This is a genomic window from Mycobacteriales bacterium (assembly GCA_036497565.1).
Classification (GTDB): Bacteria; Actinomycetota; Actinomycetes; order Mycobacteriales; family QHCD01; genus DASXJE01.
Genome location: DASXJE010000238.1, coordinates 1 through 20712, shown reverse-complemented (window position 1 = coordinate 20712; position 20712 = coordinate 1). Strand labels below are relative to the sequence as shown.

The following is a 20712-nucleotide window of genomic DNA, read 5'->3' as shown; positions in this document are numbered from 1 at the left end:
AAGTGCTCGACGTTGCGTCGCGACCATGCCTCGTCGAGCAGGTCGGCCGGGCGGCCCATGTCGCGGAACATCAACGCCCGCAGGCGGGTCAGCTCCTCGGCATCGTCGGGAACCGCCCGGCGAACCTGGTCGTGCGTGCTGCGCTCAGTCACTCATGCATCGTGGCATCAGGTGCTGACGGGCCGGCGAGCCAGGCGAAGCGGCCGAGCGCCGGGCGAATCCGGGTGTCGAGGCTCCAGGTGGCGCCGGCCGCGGCGAGGAAAAGGCCGAGCGAGGCGATGATGTAGCCGACCGACGGCCCGAGGTCGGTGATGCCGCTCTTCGTCCACGGCAGGTGGAAGCCTTCGGCCGCCGACCAGATGCCGAGCGAGAAGACCGCACTGCCGATGAAGACGAGCTGGGAGAACGCTCCGAAGATCAGCCCGAGCGCGATCACGGTTTCGATGATCGCGGTGCCGACGGCGAACGCGGCGGGATTGGCGCTCGCGGCGGCATGCCACAGCTGGATCCATTGATGGATCACGGGCGTGTGGATGTCGGCGGCGCTGCCCAGCTCGTGGTCGAGGGTCTGCCCGTGCACGAAGCCCGGCAGCCACTTGAAGGATGCGTCGACGGCCCAGATGAGGCCGAAGGCGATACGCAGTGCCGCGGCGGCGTGCAGTTGGCGCAGGCCGGGGATGACGGGCGTTCGCGTCGGTGCGAGCGATGGGGCGGTGGGGGACACGGCGGTGATCACTCCGAAGGGCGAGAGGATAGGTCGCAGTTAGGTTAGGCAACCCTAACCACGAGTCAACATGACCTATCTCTCGCCCTACGGGTGAACCGGCGGTGTCATCCGTCCGTGGAATCCGAGCCGTTCGTGCTCTCTCCGTCGTCCGTCTCGGGCTCGCCTTCGGCGAGGATCCGGTAGAGGCCGCGCCGTACGTCGGCCAGCGCGACACGCGCCTGCTCGACCTGGTCGGGCGTTCCGGCCCGGGCGACCTGGATCGACGCCGCGCCGACCTGCATCACGACGTCGTACAGACCGCGTACGCCGTCATCGACGCCGTGGCTCACGGTGTCCCACGGTGCGGGCTCGTCGGCGTTGCGCTCGGCGGCGACTGCGCGGCCGGCGTCGGTGAGGTGGAAGATCCGTCGTCCGTCGGTCGTCTCGACCCGGACCAGACCTTCGTCCTCGAGCTGCTGCAGCGTCGGATAGACCGAGCCGGGGCTGGGTCGCCAGGCGCCACCGCTGCGCTCACCGAGCTCACGGATCATCTGGTAGCCGTGCATCGGCTCCTCGGCGAGCAGCACGAGCAGTGCCGTCCGGACGTCACCGCGGCCGACGCGGGGCCCGCCCCGGCCGAACATCGGGCCCGGGAATCCACCGAAGGGGAATCCACCGCCGGGGCCGAAGCCACCACGCCCGTGACCGCCGCGTCGACCGCCGCGGCCCGGTCGGCCACGTCCGCCGTGCGGGCGATCGCCTTGGGCATGATCGCTGTGCAGGCGTTCACCGCGCTGGTGGTGGTCGTGCTGGTGGTGGTGGTCGTGTCCCCGGCCGTGCTCGTGCCCGCGACTGCGGGTGTCTTCGTCGGGTCCACTCTCGGCGTCGAAGGCCATGTGTTGCTGGGCCATCGCCACCAGATCTTGCAGCTGGTCGAGCCACGGGGCCCGACCTCGCTGCCATCCGCCCGGCCAGGGGCCGGGCATCGAGTAACTGGAACTCATGTTTCTCACTCCTTGAGTCTGAGTTGTGCTTACGAGCGTTCACGATATATCGCGACTGTCCCATCGTCAAGAGCCGAGGACTCGGTGGCCCAGGAAGGGCGTAGGGCGGGACACGTCGGGCATCTACTAGGGGTGTGCGCTCCCATCGGTGGAGGCACGAGGAGGGGACATGCCAGACAAACCACGACACTCGCAGGACCCGGAACTCGGCGACGCGATCCAGCTCGATTCGTCCGAGACCCTTGAGGGCGACCCCAACGACGACCCACTGGACTCGGGCTACATCCCGCCGGACCGCCCGTTCGGTGCGGAGCACACCGGGACGACCGCCGAGGAACAGATCGAGGGTGAGTCGCTCGACGAGCGGCTGGCCGAAGAGGAGCCCGAGGACTTCCGGTCAGGTGAGCCCGACCGGGCGGGCCGCCTGGTCGCCGACACCGGGGAGAGCGATCAGGACCTCTACGCCGAGGACGTCGGCATCGACGGTGGCGCCGCGTCCGCCGAGGAGGCCGCGGTCCACCGCGAGGACGAGGACGAGGACGAGTAACCGGCCCACTTCATTCGGCGCGTCGCCCAGGTCGGCGTACGCCCGCACGCAGCCCCGGGGGGCCTCACTCCGTGTCTTTCCACGCGCACCATTCCGCATCAAGGTGACGTTCAGGTGGCTAGATCGCTTGAACGTCACGTTCAAGCGGAACGAGAGCGCGGAACGACGGCGGGCGGCGGCGGGTCAGGTCGTGGGGGTGTGGTTCGCAATCGGCGCGGCGATCTGCCGCGGTGCCTGCTCCCCCCGCCGGACCTCGAGGCGGGCCAGCAGGAACGGCGCCGCCAGGGCGAGGAGCCCGAACAGGAACCATTGGAATACATAGGCCAGGTGCTGCGGCTCGCTCGCGCCGCCGGCCGGGTTGGACAGATCCGGTCCCGGGAGGACGGCGAGCTTGGCGGTCCCGGGGGTCTGCGAGATCAGCTCCGCGTAGCCGCCGTACGTCGCAACGCCGAGCCGCCGGGCGATCGCCGTCGTGTCGATGCGCTCGATCTGGCCGGCCGGGATGCCCCGGGTACGGCCGGCCGGCTCGCTCGGGTAGATCCGGGCGGTGACGGCGACCTGACCGGTCGGTGGCGCGGGTACGGCGGGGGTGCGGGCAGCTGCCCCGGTCATCGCCACCCACCCCCGCACCACGAGCAGGGTGGGCCCGGCGTCCGTGCGGAGCGGCGTCACGACCAGGAACGCCGGGCCGTCGTTGACCTCGCGCTGCCGGACGAGAAGCTGCCCGCTGACGTCGTAGCGCCCGCGGGCGGTCACTGTGCGGAATTGCAGGTCCTTGCCGACCGGCCGTCCCGGCGCGAGCAGGTCGCCGGCCGGTGTCGTGGCGTCGGCGGCGTCGCGGTCGAGCTCGGTGTTGGCCGAGTGCTTCCATCCGTAGCGGTGCACCTGCCATACCCCGGCCGCGAAGCAGCCGCCGGCCACGAAGATCAGAATGATCAACAGCACGACGTAGCGGCGGGTACGGAGCGTGCGCAACACGCCCCGACGGTACGACGCCGCGCCGGTGGTCGCTGCAGCGGTCCGGGCGGATTGGCGGGCAACGGTAGCGTGGCGCACTGTGAGGCTCCTGGTCACCGGCGCGGCCGGGTTCATCGGCACCAACTTCGTCCGGCACTGGCTGGCCGACCACCCCGAGGACTCCGTGGTCGCGCTGGACGCCCTGACCTACGCCGCGTCGGAGTCCAACCTGGCGTCGGTCCGCGACCGCGTCCCGTTCGTGCGTGCCGACATCGGCGACCTCGCGACGGTCGAGGAGGCGCTGCGCACCCACCGGATCGAGACGATCGTCAACTTCGCCGCCGAGTCGCACAACAGCCTGGCCGTGCTCGACCCGGCCCGGTTCCTGCGGACCAACGTGCTCGGCACCCAGGCCCTCCTCGAGGCCGCCCGGCGGGTCGGGATCGCCCGGTTCCACCACGTCTCCACCTGCGAGGTCTACGGCGACCTCGCGCTCGACGACCCGGGCGCCTTCACCGAGGAGTCGCCGTACCGCCCGCGTACGCCGTACAACGCCTCGAAGGCCGCCGCCGACCACATCGCGCGGGCCTATCACGAGACCTACGGGCTGCCGGTGACGATCAGCATCTGCAGCAACAACTACGGGCCGTACCAGTTCCCCGAGAAGGTGCTTCCGCTCTTCATCTCCCACGCCCTCGACGACCAGCCGCTGCCGATCTACACCAGCGCCGACCACCGCCGCGAGTGGCTGCACGTCTCCGATCACTGCGCGGCCATCGACCTGGTACTCCAGCGGGGCACGATCGGCGAGACCTACAACATCGGCTCCGGTGAGGAACGCACCATCACCCAGCTCGCCGACTCGGTGCTGGCCCTGCTGGACAAGCCGGCCGATCTGCGCCGTACGGTGCCCGACCGGCCGGGCCACGACCGGCGCTATCTGCTGGACAGCTCGCGACTGCGCACGCTCGGGTGGGCGCCCTCGGTCGCCTTCGAGCAGGGGATCGACCAGACCGTGCAGTGGTACGTCGACCACCGGTCGTGGTGGGAACCGCTGCGCGACCGCGCACCGGTGACCGAGTCGGGCTGGTAGCGCGGCTCCGTCGCTCAGTGAATCAGCTGCGCGACCGTGTAGATGACCAGCCCGGCGAGTCCGCCGACCACGGTGCCGTTGACCCGGATGAATTGCAGGTCGCGCCCGACCTGCAACTCGATCCGGTGGCTCGCCTCGTCGGCGTCCCACCGGGCGACCGTGCCGGTGACGAGGTCGGCGATGTCGGCCTGGTAGGTCTGCACGACGTAGCGCACCGCCTCGTCGATCCAGCGGTCCACCTTTTCCTGCAGCGCCGGATCGTCGCGCATCGACTTGCCCAGCGAGACGATCGTCGCCTCCATCCGGTGCCGCAGTTCGGAGTCGGGATCGGCCGACATTGCGATGAGGTTGCGCTTGGCCGTCGACCACAGCGACGCCGCCAGCCCGCGTACGGCGTTGCTGTCGAGGACCTGCCCGATCGCCTTGTCGAGCCGCTGCTCCATGTCCGGGTCGGTGCGCAGCCGCTCGGCCAGGTCGCGGATCTTGACCGTCGCGTCCTTGCGCAGCGGATGGTCGGGGTCGGTCTCGATCTCCTCCAGGAAGTGCTGCAGCGCCGCGAACGCCCGGTGGAACACCACGTCGTCCAGCTTCTCCGGCACCCAGTTCGGTGACTCGCGGCCGAGCCGATCGCGTAGTACGGCGCGGTTGTCCTCGAGGAAGCGGCGCAGCCCCTCGACGCCGGCGATGAGCAGACGCTGGTCGTGCCCGCCCTCTGCCGCGATGTCGACGAGCCGGCCGAGGAAGGGTGCCTTCGGCGCCGCCCGCAGCCGCGCCAGCAGGACCTGCTCGAATCCGGCCTGGACGTCGTCGTCGCGCAGCACCTCGGCCGCGCCCCCGACGGTGGCGCCGACGGCATCTCCGATCCGGCGGGCGTGCTCGGGATCGGCGAGCCACTCACCGAGCCGGCGGGCCGGCCCGATCGAGTGCAGCTTCTCGGAGACCACGTCGGCGGACAGGAAGTTGGACTGGACGAATTCGCCGAGGCCCGCGCCGAGCTGGTCCTTCTTGCGGGGCAGGATCGCGGTGTGTGGGATCGGCAGCCCGAGTGGGCGCCGGAACAGCGCGGTGACGGCGAACCAGTCGGCCAGCGCACCGACCATCGACGCCTCGGCCGTGGCCTGCACGTAGCCGACCCAGGCGCCATGCCCGGAGCCCACGGTCACACACAGCAGCCACACCACTGCGGCGAAGACGAGCAGTCCGCCGGCGACCGCCTTCATGCGGATGAGCGCACGCCGCCGTTCGATATCGGCCGGAGAGGTGACGCGCACTGACACCTCAACAGCCTAGATCGTTTTGGCCGGCGGCCGGTCGGAGCGCCCCGTCGCGACGCCCCCCACCCCTCGTCACATGATCGTGATCGGAAAAAGCCGCGAAACGCCGTACGGATCCGATCACGATCATGAGAGGTGGAGCGGGAGCAGAAGGAGGAGCGGGAGTGCAGGGGTGGGCGGTCCGGTGAGAGGGTGGCCGTATGCAGCGTGACCCCCGCGCACTCGTCCATCGCGTCCGTCCGGCCGAGCCGCTCGTGCTCGAGCTCGACCTGACCGAACCGTTGCTCATCGAACCGCCGCGGGATCCGCTGACCGCGGCCCGGTCCCGCCGGCGCCCCAGACTCGACGACATCATCGACGGTCTCCGGCGGGCCGAAACCGATCCCGACGTCCACGCGGTGATCGTCAAGCTGGGCGGCTCGCCATTCGGGATGGCGCTCGCCCAGGAGCTGCGCGAGGTCTTCGTGCGCTTCTCCCGCACCGGCAAGCCGGTCGTCGCGTGGGCCGAGACGTTCGGCGAGTTCGGCCCGGGCAGCGTGGGCTACTACCTCGCGTCAGCGTGCGACGAGGTATGGATCCAGGAATCCGGTGACCTGTGCCTGACCGGTGTCGGCACCGTCGCCACCTTCCTGCGCGACGCGCTGGACCGGGTCGGGATCGACGTCGAGCTCGGCCAGCGTTACGAGTACAAGAACGCCGCCAACACCTTCACCGAGCGGTCGATGACCCCGGCCCACCGCGAGGCGGTGACCCGACTGGTCACGTCGATCGCCGAGCAACTCGTCGACGGGGTCGCGGAGGGCCGCGCCCTCGCGCCCGAGCGCGTACGCGAGCTCATCGATCAGAGTCCCCTGTCCGCCGGCGATGCCCACAGCGCCGGCCTCGTCGATCACGTCGGCTACCGCGACGAGGTCTACGAGGCGGTACGCCGTCGCGTCGGGGGAACGATGCGGCTGCGCTTCGTCGGCCGCTACCGGCACTCCGCCACCGCCGCGCTCTCCAACCGGGTCGCCGGTCGAGCCGGTGCGAAGGTCGCGCTCATCTACGGCACGGGCGGCATCCGGGTCGGGCGCAGCGGTCGCAGTCCGCTGGGCGGCACCTCGATGGGGTCCAACACCGTCAGCGCGGCCTTCCGGTCCGCCGTCGCCGACGACGACGTGAAGGCGATCGTGTTCCGGGTCGACAGTCGGGGTGGCTCCTACGTCGCGTCCGACACGATCCGGCGCGAGGTCGTGCTGGCCCGCCGGGCCGGCAAGCCGGTCGTCGTGTCGATGGGGGAGGTGGCGGGCTCCGGTGGCTACTTCGTCGCGATGGCCGCCGACACCGTGCTCGCTCAGCCGACGACCTTGACCGGCTCGATCGGCGTCTTCGGTGGCAAGGCCGTGCTGGACGGGCTGTTGTCCCGGATCGGGATCGGCACCGACCCCGTGGCCGACGGCGCCAACGCGCTCATGTTCTCCGCCCGGCGGCGTTACGACGAGAGTCAGTTGGCACTGCTCGAACGATGGCTGGACCGGGTCTATGACGACTTCACCGCCAAGGTTGCCGCCGACCGGGGGTTGTCGAGGGAGCACGTGCACGACGTTGCCCGCGGCCGGGTCTGGACCGGCGCCGACGCCCGCGAACACCGGCTGATCGACGACTTCGGGGGCCTCTCGGCGGCGGTGGAGCTGGCCCGGCGCAGGGCCGGTCTGGCCCCGCGGGACGACACGGTCGACGTCCGGGTCTTCCCGCACCTGTCACCGGTCGACCGGCTCCGTCCGGCACAGTCCAGCGAGGACCCGTCCGCGGCCGCCGTACGCCTCGAGGCCTGGGGACGCTTCTCCGACCTCGCTGCCGGGATCGGACTGCCCGCCGCCGGACCGTTGGTGATGCCGACCGGGTGGCCGACCTGAGCGGCGCACCGCGGCGACGGCCCGGCGGGTAGGTTCGCGAAATGACGCCGCGCCCAGCCGGTCGCTCCGACCAGATCGCCGATCGTTACGTCGACGCCTACGCCGCGCTCGACCCGTGCGTCGCCACCTACGTCGGCGTCCCGGGACACGACGCCGAGATGACCGACTACAGCCCGGACGGATTCGCCGCGCGCGCCGACCTCGCCCGGGCCACACTGCGGGAGCTCGCCGCCGTACCGGAGACGCCGGACGACGCGCGGGTCGCCCGCGAGTTGCTGGCCGAGCGGCTCAGCCGGGAGGTCGAGATTGCCGACGCGGGGTTGTTCACCAGCGACCTCAACGTCACCGCCAGTCCGCTGCAGATGATGCGCCAGGTCTTCGACCTGATGGACGTCGACGGCGCCGACGCGTGGGCGACGATCGCCACCCGGCTCGCTGCCGTGCCCGCCGCCCTGACGGGATACCGGGCCAGTCTGCAGGCCTCCGCGGCCGACGGCCGGGTGGCGGCCCGTCGCCAGGTGGAGCGCTGCGCCGAGCAGTGCGCCCGGTGGTCGGGGGCGCCGGGTGACGGTTTCTTCGCCGACCTGGTCGCGCGGTCCGGCATCGACGGCGCGTTGCGTACGGCGCTGGAGGACTCCGCGACGATGGCGGCCGAGTCGATGGCCGGCTTCGGCCGGTTTCTCACCGAGACACTCATCGAGCAGGCCACGGACCGCGACGCGGTGGGCCGCGACCGCTATGCCCTGTGGTCGGCGTACTTCACCGGCAGCACCATCGACCTGGACGAGACCTACGCGTGGGGCTGGGACGAACTCGCCCGGATCGACGCGCAGATGGTCGAGGTCGCCGGTCGGATCGCCCCGGACGCAGACGTCGCCGGCGCGGTGTCGGTGCTCGACGTAGACCCGGCCCGGCAGATGGCGAATCCGGCGGCGCTGCGCGACTGGATGCAGCAGCTCTCCGACCGCGCCGTCGATGCTCTGGCCGACATTCATTTCGACATCCCGGCGCCGGTACGCCGCCTGGAGTGCCGCATCGCCCCGACGCACGACGGCGGGATCTACTACACCGGCCCGAGCGAAGACTTCACCCGGCCGGGACGCATGTGGTGGGCGGTGCCGAAGGGGGTCGAGTCCTTCACCACCTGGCGCGAGACGACGACGGTCTTCCACGAGGGTGTCCCCGGCCACCACCTGCAGGTCGCCCAGACCGCCTATCGCGCGGACAAGCTCAACCGCTACCGGCGGATGCTGTGCTGGGTGCCCGCGCACGGCGAGGGCTGGGCCCTCTATGCCGAGAAGCTGATGGCCGACCTGGGGTTTCTCGACGACCCCGGCGATCGGTTGGGGATGCTCGATGCTCAGGCGTTCCGGGCAGCTCGGGTGATCGTGGACATCGGGATGCATCTTGAGTTGCCGATCCCGATGGGTGTCGGCTTCCACGACGGCGAGCGGTGGTCGCCCGAGTTGGGTCTGGAGTTTCTCCGTCTCCACTGCAGCATGGACGATGCGTACCTACGGGACGAACTCGACCGCTACCTCGGTTGGCCGGCGCAGGCTCCGTGTTACAAGGTCGGCGAACGCCTGTGGCTCGCCGCTCGCGACGACGCCGAGCGTCGGCACGGGGACCGGTTCGATCTGAAGGCCTTTCACGCTGCTGCGCTCGATCTCGGGTCAATGGGATTGGACCTGCTCCGCTCGGAGCTGGCCCTGATCTAGTCGGGTCGACGTTCGGTTCAGCGGGTCCAGTGCCAGCCACGCATGGTGTTCTCCTTCGCGTAGAGGATTTTTCGACGCATCACGAACGCCGATGTATCAGGTGCAGAGGGTCAGACGTCCTCTTAGCGGGTCCAGTGCCAGCCACGCATGGTGTTCCTCCCGTCCGGTTGTTCCGTTAGTTGTCGTCGAGACCGATTTAGCGGGTCCAGTGCCAGCCGCGCATGATGTTCCTCCTGTTCCTCGTGTTACTAGCGGGATTGTGAGGCCGATTTACTTGGTCCAGTGCCAGCCGCGCATGGGTTCCTCCTTTTGGGTTCCGAAATGTCGATGTATCAGAAACGCAGAGTCATCGATCTGATCTAGCGGGTCCAGTGCCAACCACGCATGATGTCTCCTTTCGGTAAGCGAGTGGTAGATCGGAGTTCTAGCCACATTGCGGACTTTCACCCCGTAAATGCCCTAGGGTTGGACGCACGAGGCGGCTTTAGCTGCGGATGCAGTTGAAAGCTATCGAGCAAACAACGGATTCCCCCATGCACCGCTGTCTTTGTCCGGAGACATGGCCGTGGCTCGGCCGTTGTGACCTAGACTGAGCGGTGCTACTACTGGCTGTAGCCAACACGCTCTACGGTCCAGTGTGACTTCTGCGAGAACGGGAGGCGACGGGTGTCTCACGGTTCGGCCCTGCCGGTGGCGTCGCTCGGCGCCTTCCGGCGGATGAGGGGTTGGGCTGTCTGGCAGACACCGAGGAGCTTCCGGGCATACCTCCTCGCCGTCGAAGTCGTCGCCGTTCTGGTGATCGCCCACTACGCGACCCACACATCCCTGGCGCTGCACGACGTCATCCTTTTCCTCACCCTGCTCGGGTGTGCCGTACTGACTCTCGAGGCCCTGCGGCGAAGCGGTGAGCCGACCGGATTGTTCACCGATCTGGAGGCGGCGTGGGCGTTGCCCATGGCCTTCCTGCTCCCGCCACTTTATGTGCTTCTGGCGCCGATACCTTTGACGATTGCGCAACAATTATTGATTCGTCGTACGGCGCCCTACCGGCGGCTGTTCAGCGTAGCGGCGATTGGGCTGTCCTACGCCGCTGCCGCGCTGGTCTTCCAGCATCTGGCGCAGGGACGCCTGTCGTTGACCGTGCTGGCGCATCGGCCGGCGCAGACGGTCGGGATCATGTTGCTCGCCGGGGTGGTCTACTCCCTGGTCAACACCGTGCTCGTGGTGGTCGCCGTCCGACTGATGTCGCCCGAGGCGACGCTGCGCCAGTTCCTCTTCGATCGTGAGACCCGCAAGCTCGAACTGGTCGAGATCACCTCCGGCGTCGTCGTGGGGGTCCTGGCGTCGGTGAGCGCGGCCATCGTGCCGGTCGCGCTGCCGCCCTTCCTGCTGCTTCAGCGCAGTGTGCTGCACGAGCAGCTGCGCTCGGAGGCGCGGACGGACGCCAAGACCGGGCTGCTCAACGCCGCGGCGTGGAACCGCGAGGCCGAACGACAGATCGCCCATGCCGCGCGCACCGACGAATCGCTGGCGGTCCTGCTCCTCGACATCGACCACTTCAAGCTGGTCAACGACACCTACGGCCACCTCGTCGGCGACCAGATGCTCAAGGCGATCGCCACGGCGATCCAGGAAGAGGTGCGGACCTACGACGTCGCCGGGCGGTTCGGGGGCGAGGAGTTCGTCCTCTTCCTCACCGACGCCGACCTCGTCCGCGCCCACCGGGTCGCCGAGCGGGTGCGGGACCGCATCGCCGCTCTCGTGGTGGCCCCGGCCGGCGTCGACCCGGTTCAGGTGACCGTGTCGATCGGCGTCTCGATGTTCGACTCCGACGGCACGGACCTCACCGAACTGCTCGCGAGCGCCGACGTCGCCCTTTACCGCGCGAAGGCCGCCGGCCGCGACCGCACCTGCTTCGCCAGCGACCGGGTCTGAGCCGAGCCCGGCCGTGCCGGACACCCATGAGGTGACCAACCAGCCGCCTCCCCTCATCGGCCACGACCTCTACTTCGGCGACGACGCTCTGGTGGAGAGCCTCGGGCGGCATGGGGGATCCGATGCCCGGATCGAGGAGCTCGGTCGGCTGGCCGGCACCGAGGAGGCGCAGCGCTGGGGCTTCGAGGCCAATGCGAGCCCGCCGGTGCTGCGCACCCACGACCGCTTCGGTCACCGCATCGACGAGGTCGAGTTCCACCCGTCCTGGCACCGGCTCATGGCGGTCGCGGTCGAGCACGGCCTGCAGGGCGCGCCGTGGGCGTCGTCCGAACGGCACGCGCACGTCCGCCGGGCCGTCGGCTTCTATCTGTGGACACAGGTCGAGGCCGGCCACGGGTGTCCGATCTCGATGACCTACGCGGCGGTACCCGCGCTGCATGCGCAGCCGGAACTGGCCGCGGCCTATCAACCCGGGCTGACGGCGACGGTCTACGACCCGGGCCTGCGCCCGGCAGCGGAGAAGGCGGGCCTGCTGGCCGGAATGGCGATGACGGAGAAGCAGGGTGGGTCCGACGTACGCGCCAATACGAGTACGGCGACCGAGGCTGCGGACGGCAGTTGGCGGCTGACCGGGCACAAGTGGTTCTGCTCCGCGCCGATGTGCGACATCTTCCTGGTGCTGGCCCGGGCACCGGCCGGGCTGACCTGCTTCGCCGTACCGCGGGTGCTCCCGGACGGACACCGCAACGTCTTCCGGATCCAACGGCTCAAGGACAAGCTCGGCAACCGGTCCAACGCCTCGAGCGAGATCGAGTTCGACGACACGGTCGGCTGGCGGATCGGCGAGGAGGGCCGCGGCGTTCGCACGATCATCGAGATGGTCACGATGACCAGGCTCGACTGCGTCACCGGAAGTGCGGCCACGATGCGGCAGGCGGTCACCCAGGCCGTGCATCACGCGACGTACCGCCGGGTGTTCGGGGCCGTCCTTCGCGACCAGCCGCTGATGCGTGCCGTGTTGGCAGATCTGGCACTCGAGGCGGAGGCCGCGACCGCGACCTTCGTCCGGCTCGCCGCGGCGTTCGACGCCAACGACCAGTCCTTCGGCCGGATCGCCACCGCCGTGGGCAAGTTCTGGGTCTGCAAGCGGACGCCCGCGGTCACGGCGGAGGCGCTCGAATGCCTGGGCGGCAACGGCTACGTCGAGGAGAGCGGAATGCCCCGCCTGTATCGCGAGGCACCGCTCAATTCGATCTGGGAAGGATCCGGCAACGTCATCGCGCTCGACCTCGTGCGAGCCATGGCCCGGCAGCCGGACTCGGTCGACGCGTTCCTCGCCGAGCTGGATGCGGCGGGCGGCGCGGACCGGCGGCTGGATACGGCCGTCAAGGTCCTCCGCGACGAGATCGCGACCGCGGACGCGATGGACCTGCGGGCCCGCCGGATCGCGGAGCTGATGGCGCTGTGTCTGCAGGGGTCATTGCTGGTGCGCAACGCTCCCGCCTACATCGCGGATGCGTTCTGCGCCAGCCGGCTGGACGGCGACTGGGGACACATCTTCGGCAGCCTTCCGTCCACAGTGGATAGTCGGGCGATCGTCGACCGGGCCGCGGTGGGCTGATCGGCCGGTCCGGGCCACGGACTAGCCTCCTCGGTGACGTCAAAACGAGGAGCTCTCGCGGGCGCGGGAGCGAAGGGATGCGGCTGTGTTCACCACGAGACCGGAGCTCGCCGGCACGTTCGGCATGGTCGCCTCCACCCACTGGCTGGCGACCGCGGCCGGAATGGCCGTGCTGGAGGACGGCGGCAACGCCTTCGACGCCGCCGTGGCCGCGGGCTTCGCCCTGCACGTCGTCGAACCCCACCTCAACGGCCCCGGCGGCGAGGTCCCGGCGATCTTCGCGACCGCCGCCGACCCGACCCCGCAGGTGTTGTGCGGGCAGGGCGTGGCTCCGGCGGCCGCCACGATCGGGCACTACCGGGGACTCGGCCTCGACCTCGTCCCGGGCACCGGCTTCCTCGCCGCGACCGTCCCTGGCGCTGTCGGCGGCTGGCTCACGCTGCTGCGCGACCACGGCACCAAGCGGCTGGCCGACGTACTGCGGTTCGCGATCGAGTACGCCGAGCAGGGCCACCCGCTCACGCCGCGGGTCGCCGGCACGGCCGCCGGTGTCGGCGAGATGTTCACTGCCCACTGGCCGACCTCGGCCGAGGTCTGGCTGCCCGGGGGGCGTCCGCCGGCTCCCGGTGAGCTGTTCGTGAACAAGGCGCTCGCCGCCACCTACCGGCGGCTCCTCGACGAGGCCGACGCCGCCGGCGCCGGACGCGAGGCGCAGATCGAGGCGGCCCGCCAGGCCTGGTACGCCGGCTTCGTAGCGGAGGCGATCGACTCCTTCGCCCGTACCGAGGTGATGGACAACTCCGGGGACCGCCACGCGGGCGTGCTGACGGGGCAGGACATGGCCGACTGGCAGGCGTCCTACGAGCCGGCGGTCTCGGTCGACTGGCGCGGCCTGTCGATCTGCAAGGCGGGTGCGTGGAGCCAGGCGCCGGTGCTGCTGCAGGAGTTGGCGCTGCTCGACGGCGTCGAGGCGCCCTACCGGTCCGCCGAACTCGTGCACGCCGCGATCGAGTCCGCGAAGCTCGCCTTCGCCGACCGGGAGGCCTGGTACGGCGACGTTCCCGACGTACCGCTGCCGACCCTGCTGTCGGCGGCCTACGCCGCGCAGCGACGGGGACTGGTCGGTGACCAGGCCTCCTACGACCTCCGACCGGGATCGCCGGACGGGCGTACGCCGCGACTGCCGACGATCGTCGGCGGCTCGATCGGCGCGGACATCGCCGGCGGCGGTGTCGGCGAACCCACCGTCGAGCGCACCGGCGTCACCCGCGGCGACACCTGCCACGTCGACGTCGTCGACCGGGACGGCAACATCATCTCGGCCACGCCGAGCGGCGGCTGGCTGCAGAGTTCTCCCGTCGTGCCGGGGCTCGGTTTCCCGCTCGGCACCAGGGCCCAGATGTTCTGGCTCGAGGAGGGGCTGCCCAATTCCCTCGCCCCGGGCAAGCGGCCCCGCACGACGCTCTCCCCGACGCTGGCGCTGCGCGACGGTGTCCCGGTGCTCGCGTTCGGGACACCCGGTGGCGACCAGCAGGACCAGTGGCAGCTGTGTTTCCTGCTGGCCCACATCGCCGGCGGCCTCGACCTGCAGGCCGCCATCGACGCCCCGGCCTGGCACACGACGTCCTTCCCGTCGTCGTTCTTCCCGCGCAACTCGGAGCCGGGCGAGGTGGTGGTCGAGCCAGGGCTCGGCGATGAGGTGCTCGACGACCTCCGCCGGCGCGGTCACCGGGTCACGGTCTCCGACCCGTGGACGCTGGGCCGGCTGTCGGCCGTGTCCCGCGACCCGGCCAGCGGCGTCCTGCGCGCGGCGGCCAACCCGCGCGGAATGCAGGGCTACGCCGCCGGGCGCTGACACCCATCACTCCGCGGTGATGGCGCGGATGGTCGGCATGCGGGCCGCCTGACGGGCCGGCCGCAGCCCGGCCAGCAGCCCGGCGATCGCCCCGACCAGCAGCACGATCACCAGTTGGCCGGCCGGAGCCGCGAACGAGCCGATGCCCTCCGACCCGGCGGCGTCGACGAGTACCCAGCCGAGGAACACTCCGAGCCCGAGTCCGCCGACGGTGCCGAGCACCGCGGTGATGACCGACTCCCACCGGACCATCGCGCGCACCTGGCTACGGGTCTGCCCGACGGCGCGGAGCAGCCCGAGTTCGCGGGTCCGCTCATGGACCGACAGCGAGGTCGTGTTGGCGATGCCCATCAGCGCGATGACGATCGCCAGCACCAGCATCACGTAGACCAGCGTGAGCAGGGTGCTCACACCCTTGGCCTGCGCATCGATGTACTGCGCCCGGTCCTGCACCGTGGGACTACCCAGGCCGGACGTGACCGTGGTGACCGCGGCGCGGCCGGCAGCGATGCTGACGCCGGGTTTCAGCGCGATGAAGACGGTCGAGTCGTCGTCTTGCACCGCGTGCGGCACCCAGGCGGCCCGCGGCAGGAGGACGTCGCCGCCGACGATGTCGCGGTTGCCGAAGAGCGCTCCCACCGGCAGCACGTCGGTGTGGCCGTCCGCGAAGCCGACCCGGAGTGGGGTCCCGAGCCGCCAGTGGTGGTCCGCGGCGGTCTTGGTGGAGATCGCGACGCGGTGATCGCCGAGGCCCTGCACCGAACCGGCGTCCACACCGAGGTCGAGCACGCGGGCCAGGGCCACCGGGTCCGCGACGCCGACACCGCTGCTCTTTCCGTCGATGGTCACGGTTGCCGACCCGAGACCGGCCGCGTTGCTCACGACGGGGAGCTTCGCGACGGCGGTGGCCAGTTGTGGGCTGAGATTGCCGCCACCGCCGGGCGTGGAGTCGTCGACGACCAGGTCGCCGGCGAATGTTTTGGACACGTTGTCGTCGATCGATGCGCGGACCGATGCCGCGAAGACCGTGAAGAGCGTGACGACGGCGATGCCGACCATCAGTGCGGTCGCCGCACCAGCGGTACGCCGCGGGCTGCGCATGGCGTTCTGCCGGGCCAGTTGGCCCGTCATGCCGCGAAGTGCCGCGACCGGAGCGCCGAGCACGACGACCAGCGGCCGGGCAACAGTCGGGCCGAGGACCACCATCGCCGCGAGCAGCAGCACGCCGCCGATTCCGGCGAAGGTCAGCACGGACGCCGACGACGACAACGCGATGGCGACGCAGGCCAGACCGGCCGCGCCGAGCGCCAGCCCGGTGACGACGCGGGACCGGCCGACGGCAGTACCGTCGGTGCCGACGTCGCGCAGCGCCGCCAGCGGTGGCACCCGGGACGCCTTCAGGGCGGGCCCGAGGCCGGCGAGCACCGTGACGAGGACGCCGACCGGAACACCCACGGCCAGCGTGCCGCCGGTGACGGTCAGGCCGCCCGCGGGCAGGGCGAAGCCGAGACCGGCGAAGGCGCTCTTCAGCAGCCAGGCGATACCCAGCCCGCCGACCAGCCCGGCGGCAGACGCGAGGAGCCCGACCGTGCACGCTTCGACGATGACGGAGCCGAGGATCTGCCGGCGTGATGCGCCGATCGCCCGCAGCAGCGCGGATTCGCGGGTCCGTTGGGCGGCGATGATCGAGAACGTGTTGTGGATGCTGAACGTGGCGACGGCGAGCGCGATCCCGGCGAAGACGGTCAACAGCGTGCGGAAGACATTGAGAAATGAGGTGTCGACACTGGCGACGTTCTCGCTGGTCAACTGCGAGCCGCTGATCGCTTCGGCACCGGGCGGAAGCACCGGCCGGATACGGCGTACCAGCTCTGCCTGGGACACACCGGGATCGGCGCGCACCGAGATGGTGCTGACCCGGCCGGCCTGCTTGGTGATGAACTCCTGCGCCCCGGCGAGGGAGAAAGCGGTGTAGCTCGACCCGCCGAAGCCGTCCTGCGAACCGAACGTCGCGATGCCGACCACGCGCACCGGCACCGATTGGGGTGTCAGCACGTGGATGTTCTCGCCGATCCGCAGACTCCCGTCCTCGGCGGCGCCGCGGTTGATGACGACCTCGTGCGCGGTGTGCGGCGGGCGGCCCTGGACGAGGTGGTACGGGTTGAGCGCGCTGTCGGTGACCCAGTTGCCCGCCTGGCGCGGGCCTTTTCCAGTGATCGCCGTGCCGTCGGGGCGGACCAACTCCCCTTCACCCTGCACAGTCGGGACCGCGTCGGCGACACCGTCGACACCGCGCACTCGGTCGACGATCGATTGCGGGATCAGTCCGCGTGCCGTCGCGGGTCCGGTCCCGACCGAGGTGGAGTTGCGGATCACCGCGTCGGTGCCCTGATTGGCAGTGGTGAGGAAGCCGTCGATGTTCGCGCGCAGGGTGTCGCTGAGTACGAGCGTGCCCGACAGAAACGCGACGCCGAGAAATACCGCGAGGAAGGTGCCGACGAGCCGACGTTTGTGCGACCACAGTCCGCGCAGGCTGATGGTGAGCATGCGTCAATCCCCCAAGGTCTTCATGCGGTCCAGCACGGACTGCTGCGTCGGCGAGTCCATCTCGCCGACGATGCGTCCGTCGACGAGGAAGAGCACCGAATCGGCGTAACTCGCCGCGACCGGATCGTGGGTGACCATCACGAGTGTCTGGCCGAGATCGCGCACCGCGGCGGACATGAAGTCGAGCGCTTGTCCTCCGGAGCGGGAGTCGAGGTTGCCGGTGGGCTCGTCGGCGAAGATGATCTGCGGCCGGGTGACGAGGGCGCGGGCCATGGCGATCCGCTGTTGTTGTCCACCCGAGAGCTGGCTCGGCCGGTGCTGCAGACGATCCCCGACACCCAGGGTGGCGACGATGTCGGCGAGCCAGTCGGCGTCGACCGGTGCGCCGGCGAGGCGTAGCGGCAGGGTGATGTTCTCCAGCGCGGACAGCGTCGGGAGCAGGTTGAAGGACTGGAAGACGAAGCCGACACGCTCCCGCCGGAGCAGTGTCAGGCCGCGGTCGGAGAGCGACCCGAGCTCGGTCGCGCCGATGAAGACCTGGCCCGAGGTGAGGTCGTCGAGGCCCGCGACGCAGTGCATGAGCGTCGACTTCCCCGAACCGGACGGCCCCATGATGGCGGTGAAGCGGCCGGCGGCGAAGTCCACGCTGACCTCGTCGAGGGCTCGTACGGCGGTGTCGTCGGAGCCGTAGATCTTGCTGGCCCGCACCGCCCGCGCGGCCGGGGCCGGCGGTCCGCCGCGGTGGGCGGATCGTCGGGCGAGGTCGAGCCCGGCGCCCTGGCCGGCCCCGTAGTCGGAGTTGTCGGCACGCATGATGGTGGCTCCCGTTCGTCGGTCGGTGGCTGCTCCGAAAGCCTGTCTCGCGCCGGTCGGGATGTCGTCGGTCCGGTGGCTGCTGCTGGGGTGCGTCGGGGGGCGCAGCCGATGGTGGCGTCGTACGCCGGACGCGGTAGCCGGAGAGCCTTCCCCGACCCGATGACACCCGCCCGCGGCGGGCGGATGCTCGAAGCAGGGTTGCTACCGCGCCCGGTCAGTCGCCGTCGAGGAGTCACCATGTCGCCGGAATCTGCTGCCCCCGCAGCCGGGCCCCACCGCGTCCGCGCGTCCAACGCCGAGCGCGAGCGGGTCGCCGAGATCCTGTCCGCCGCCACCGCCGAGGGGCTGCTCACCCTCGAGGAGGCCGACGAGCGGCTGGCGGCGGCCTACGACGCCCGCTACCGGGACGAACTGGGGCCGCTCACCACCGATCTCCCGCCCCAGCCCGGACCGCCGCCGCCCCCGCCGGCCCGGAACCCGTTGCGGCGGATCGACCCCAGCCTGGCCCGGCACACCCTCATCGTCGCGATGATCTCCGGCCTGCTCGTCGTGGCCTGGATGCACTCCGGGGTCCACTTCTTCTGGCCGGGGTGGTTGCTCGCCTTCCTGATCTTCCGGCTGGTCATCCACGGCCGGCGGAGTCACGGACCGTGGCGTTCGGCCGCCTCCGCCGAGAGCGTTCTGGCGCAGCGCTACGCCCGGGGCGAGATCGACGAGCAGGAATACCGCAGATCTGTCGGGATTTTGCGCGATCGCGGGTGACAGCCGGTGGTGGCATCCGGCGGGGTGTCGCCCGATCGGGTTGTCTCGGCGGCGTTCGGGACCGGGATCGTTTGGCCGATGTCGTCGCGGGTAACCCCCCTGCGAAGCGCGTCGGAGGCGGATCTGGGTTCCACTGAAGACGCAATCGGCGGTCCGACAACGGACCGTCGCCAGCGCCCCGCAACGAGGCTGACTCCCCGTCATCCCCGGCGCGGGGCGTCTGGGCGAGCGGCACTCTCGAAGGGCCGTCAGCCCTTGGGCAGGATCTGCAGCTTCCGGCCGGAACCGGCGCGGAAGGTGTCGATGGCCCGGGCATAGTCCGACAGCGGGAATGCGTCACTCACCATCCGCTCCGCGTCGATGACCCCGGCCGCCATCAGGTCGACCGCCCGCCGGTAGCTGTTGATCACCGCCATCGACCCGATGATGTCGATCTCCTCGTTGTAGACGCGGTACGGCGAAAACCGTGCCGTCGCCTCGGTCGGTGCGACGCCGAACTGCAGAAACGTGCCGCCCCGGCGTACCCGGGTCAACCCGTCCTCGATCGCGGCGATGACGCCGGTGGCGTCGATGACGACCTCCCAGCCGCCCGGCCGGTCGAGTGCATCGGCGGTGGTGGCCGTGGCGCTCGCCCCGAGCTGGGCGGCCAGATCCAGTCGGCCGGCATTTGTGTCGACGACCTCGACCGACGAGGCGCCCGCGCCATGGGCGAGCTGCAGCATGAAGAGCCCCATCGTGCCCGCGCCGTAGATCAGGTAGCGGGAGTCGAGCCGGCGAGGCAGCCGGTCGTAACCGTGCACCGCGCAGGACAGCGGCTCGATCAGCGCCGCCGCCGACCAGGACATGTCGTCGGGGATCTTGTAGGCCTTGGCGCCTTGTACCACCGCGAATTCCGCGGACCCTCCGGGCTCGGTCACTCCGATCGCGACCCAGGTGGCGCAGATGTTCCCGCGGCCGTCGCGGCAGAAGTCGCAGTGCCCGCAGGGCAGCGACGGCTCGGCAGCGACTCGGTCTCCGGCCTGCAGGTCGGTCACCTCGGCGCCCACCGCGACGATCTCGCCGGCGAATTCATGCCCGGGGATGATCGGGTACGGCGTCGGCGGCAGCTCACCGTCGACGATGTGCAGGTCGGTGCCGCAGATCCCGCATGAGCGGACGGCGATGACGACCTCGTCGGCACGCGGCGCGGGGTCGGGGACCTCGGCGATGTCGATCGAGCCAGGCTTGTCGATGACGACTGCGCGCACGTCGGATCTCCTCACATGACGAATCCCGAGGCTTCCGATCCTCGCAGGCGGAGGTCCCGGCGAGGAACCCGGCGGCGCTGGGGGCTCCGTTGTCCGATTTCACGATCTACGGACGTGCGCGGTCCACAGCGGAGATTGCCGGTCTGGCCGGGGGAGTCTGAGGGTCCCGACCGTCCCGGCCAGCAGCGGGAATGCGGCGACGATGATCAGCTGCGCCGGGCTCGATGCGTGGGCGATGACGCCCGCGGATGCTGCTCCCGCGGCAGTGGCGGTGATCTTCGCTCCGGCGCCGAGGGCGAAGATCTGGCTGCGCAGTCCGTCAGGGGCCCGAACCTGCCGGGTGGTGAGCAGTGCTCCGAACAGCGGGCCATTGAAGGATCCCGAAACCGCGAGTAGGGCGGCGGTCATCGGCAGAGACGACGTACCGGCGGCAGCGGCGATCGGAATTCCGACGCCGACGAGTCCGGCCATGACGATGCGCGCGGCGTTGGCCGGGGACGCCGGCCGCCAGGTCCAGGCAAGGGACCCGGCAAGGCCGCCCGCGGCGAACGCCGTCATGAGCCAGCCTGCTGCTGCGGCGTCGTGGTTCCGCGCGGCGAACACCGCCGCGATGACGGGAAGGGCTCCGGCTCCGAGCTGTCCGATGCTGGTGGCGACGGTCACGGTGGCGAGGATCCTGTCATGCACCATGACCCGGATCCCGTCGAGTGCGCGAGGCCGAGGTTGGACGTCGTA

At 70.5% G+C, this 20712-nt stretch carries 16 protein-coding genes; 8 read left to right on the top strand and 8 right to left on the bottom strand.

The annotated features are described in order from the left end of the window. Positions 1-148: 148 nt before the first annotated feature. Together VGH85_19400 and VGH85_19395 are read right to left on the bottom strand one after the other, a co-directional pair. Positions 149-736, bottom strand: coding sequence for a hypothetical protein (locus VGH85_19400; GenBank protein HEY2175978.1), 588 nt, complete (start codon positions 734-736; stop codon positions 149-151). A gap of 95 nt (positions 737-831) precedes the next feature. Further along, on the bottom strand, positions 832-1710 hold the full coding sequence (locus VGH85_19395) for a PadR family transcriptional regulator (protein ID HEY2175977.1): 879 nt from the start codon (positions 1708-1710) through the stop codon (positions 832-834). Positions 1711-1879: 169 nt separating this feature from the next. On the opposite strand from VGH85_19395, the gene VGH85_19390 reads away from it, so the two are divergent. Continuing rightward, positions 1880-2257, top strand: a complete 378-nt coding sequence (locus VGH85_19390) for a DUF5709 domain-containing protein (GenBank protein HEY2175976.1) — start codon at positions 1880-1882, stop codon at positions 2255-2257. 183 nt (positions 2258-2440) lie between these two features. On the opposite strand, the gene VGH85_19385 is transcribed toward VGH85_19390, so the two are convergent. Then, positions 2441-3235, bottom strand: coding sequence for an SURF1 family protein (locus VGH85_19385; GenBank protein ID HEY2175975.1), 795 nt, complete (start codon positions 3233-3235; stop codon positions 2441-2443). A 79-nt stretch (positions 3236-3314) separates the two neighbouring features. On the opposite strand from VGH85_19385, the gene rfbB reads away from it, so the two are divergent. Continuing rightward, positions 3315-4307, top strand: coding sequence for a dTDP-glucose 4,6-dehydratase (gene rfbB, locus VGH85_19380; protein HEY2175974.1), 993 nt, complete (start codon positions 3315-3317; stop codon positions 4305-4307). A 14-nt stretch (positions 4308-4321) separates the two neighbouring features. On the opposite strand, the gene VGH85_19375 is transcribed toward rfbB, so the two are convergent. Beyond that, positions 4322-5584, bottom strand: coding sequence for a DUF445 domain-containing protein (locus VGH85_19375; GenBank protein HEY2175973.1), 1263 nt, complete (start codon positions 5582-5584; stop codon positions 4322-4324). A gap of 197 nt (positions 5585-5781) precedes the next feature. Between VGH85_19375 and VGH85_19370 the strand changes: the two genes are divergently transcribed. From VGH85_19370 to VGH85_19350, 5 genes are all read left to right on the top strand, one after another. Further along, a complete protein-coding gene (locus tag VGH85_19370) occupies positions 5782-7476 on the top strand; it encodes a S49 family peptidase (GenBank protein HEY2175972.1) in 1695 nt (564 codons plus the stop codon). A gap of 41 nt (positions 7477-7517) precedes the next feature. After that, entirely contained in the window at positions 7518-9194 is a 1677-nt protein-coding gene (locus tag VGH85_19365; protein ID HEY2175971.1) for a DUF885 domain-containing protein, read from the top strand. Positions 9195-9860: 666 nt separating this feature from the next. Beyond that, on the top strand, positions 9861-11129 hold the full coding sequence (locus VGH85_19360; GenBank protein ID HEY2175970.1) for a GGDEF domain-containing protein: 1269 nt from the start codon (positions 9861-9863) through the stop codon (positions 11127-11129). Between the two features lie 13 nt (positions 11130-11142). Continuing rightward, complete coding sequence (locus VGH85_19355) at positions 11143-12750, top strand: acyl-CoA dehydrogenase family protein (protein ID HEY2175969.1); 1608 nt, start codon at positions 11143-11145, stop codon at positions 12748-12750. An 85-nt stretch (positions 12751-12835) separates the two neighbouring features. After that, the gene (locus VGH85_19350; protein ID HEY2175968.1) at positions 12836-14605 is read left to right on the top strand and encodes a gamma-glutamyltransferase family protein; all 1770 of its coding nucleotides are present in this window, start codon (positions 12836-12838) and stop codon (positions 14603-14605) included. Positions 14606-14611: 6 nt separating this feature from the next. On the opposite strand, the gene VGH85_19345 is transcribed toward VGH85_19350, so the two are convergent. Both VGH85_19345 and VGH85_19340 read right to left on the bottom strand, forming a co-directional pair. Further along, complete coding sequence (locus VGH85_19345; GenBank protein HEY2175967.1) at positions 14612-17152, bottom strand: FtsX-like permease family protein; 2541 nt, start codon at positions 17150-17152, stop codon at positions 14612-14614. Between the two features lie 3 nt (positions 17153-17155). Next, positions 17156-17965: an ABC transporter ATP-binding protein gene (locus VGH85_19340; GenBank protein HEY2175966.1), complete on the bottom strand. Its 810-nt coding sequence runs from the start codon at positions 17963-17965 to the stop codon at positions 17156-17158. A 240-nt stretch (positions 17966-18205) separates the two neighbouring features. Here VGH85_19340 and VGH85_19335 point away from each other — a divergent pair, with 240 nt between their 5' ends. Beyond that, positions 18206-18730 carry a DUF1707 domain-containing protein gene (locus VGH85_19335; protein HEY2175965.1) on the top strand — a complete coding sequence of 175 codons (525 nt, stop codon included), beginning with the start codon at positions 18206-18208 and terminating at the stop codon, positions 18728-18730. Positions 18731-18978: 248 nt separating this feature from the next. On the opposite strand, the gene VGH85_19330 is transcribed toward VGH85_19335, so the two are convergent. Together VGH85_19330 and VGH85_19325 are read right to left on the bottom strand one after the other, a co-directional pair. Further along, entirely contained in the window at positions 18979-19977 is a 999-nt protein-coding gene (locus VGH85_19330) for a zinc-dependent alcohol dehydrogenase family protein (GenBank protein ID HEY2175964.1), read from the bottom strand. A 99-nt stretch (positions 19978-20076) separates the two neighbouring features. Next, a partial coding sequence (locus VGH85_19325; GenBank protein HEY2175963.1) for a hypothetical protein occupies positions 20077-20712 on the bottom strand: 636 nt, incomplete at its 5' end.

Coding starts and splice junctions, on each gene's coding strand:
- VGH85_19395 (HEY2175977.1), bottom strand. CDS start 1,710: ATGAGTTCCAGTTACTCGATGCCCGGCCCCTGGCCGGGCGGATGGCAG.
- VGH85_19390 (HEY2175976.1), top strand. CDS start 1,880: ATGCCAGACAAACCACGACACTCGCAGGACCCGGAACTCGGCGACGCG.
- VGH85_19370 (HEY2175972.1), top strand. CDS start 5,782: ATGCAGCGTGACCCCCGCGCACTCGTCCATCGCGTCCGTCCGGCCGAG.
- VGH85_19365 (HEY2175971.1), top strand. CDS start 7,518: ATGACGCCGCGCCCAGCCGGTCGCTCCGACCAGATCGCCGATCGTTAC.
- VGH85_19345 (HEY2175967.1), bottom strand. CDS start 17,152: ATGCTCACCATCAGCCTGCGCGGACTGTGGTCGCACAAACGTCGGCTC.
- VGH85_19340 (HEY2175966.1), bottom strand. CDS start 17,965: ATGCGTGCCGACAACTCCGACTACGGGGCCGGCCAGGGCGCCGGGCTC.
- VGH85_19335 (HEY2175965.1), top strand. CDS start 18,206: ATGTCGCCGGAATCTGCTGCCCCCGCAGCCGGGCCCCACCGCGTCCGC.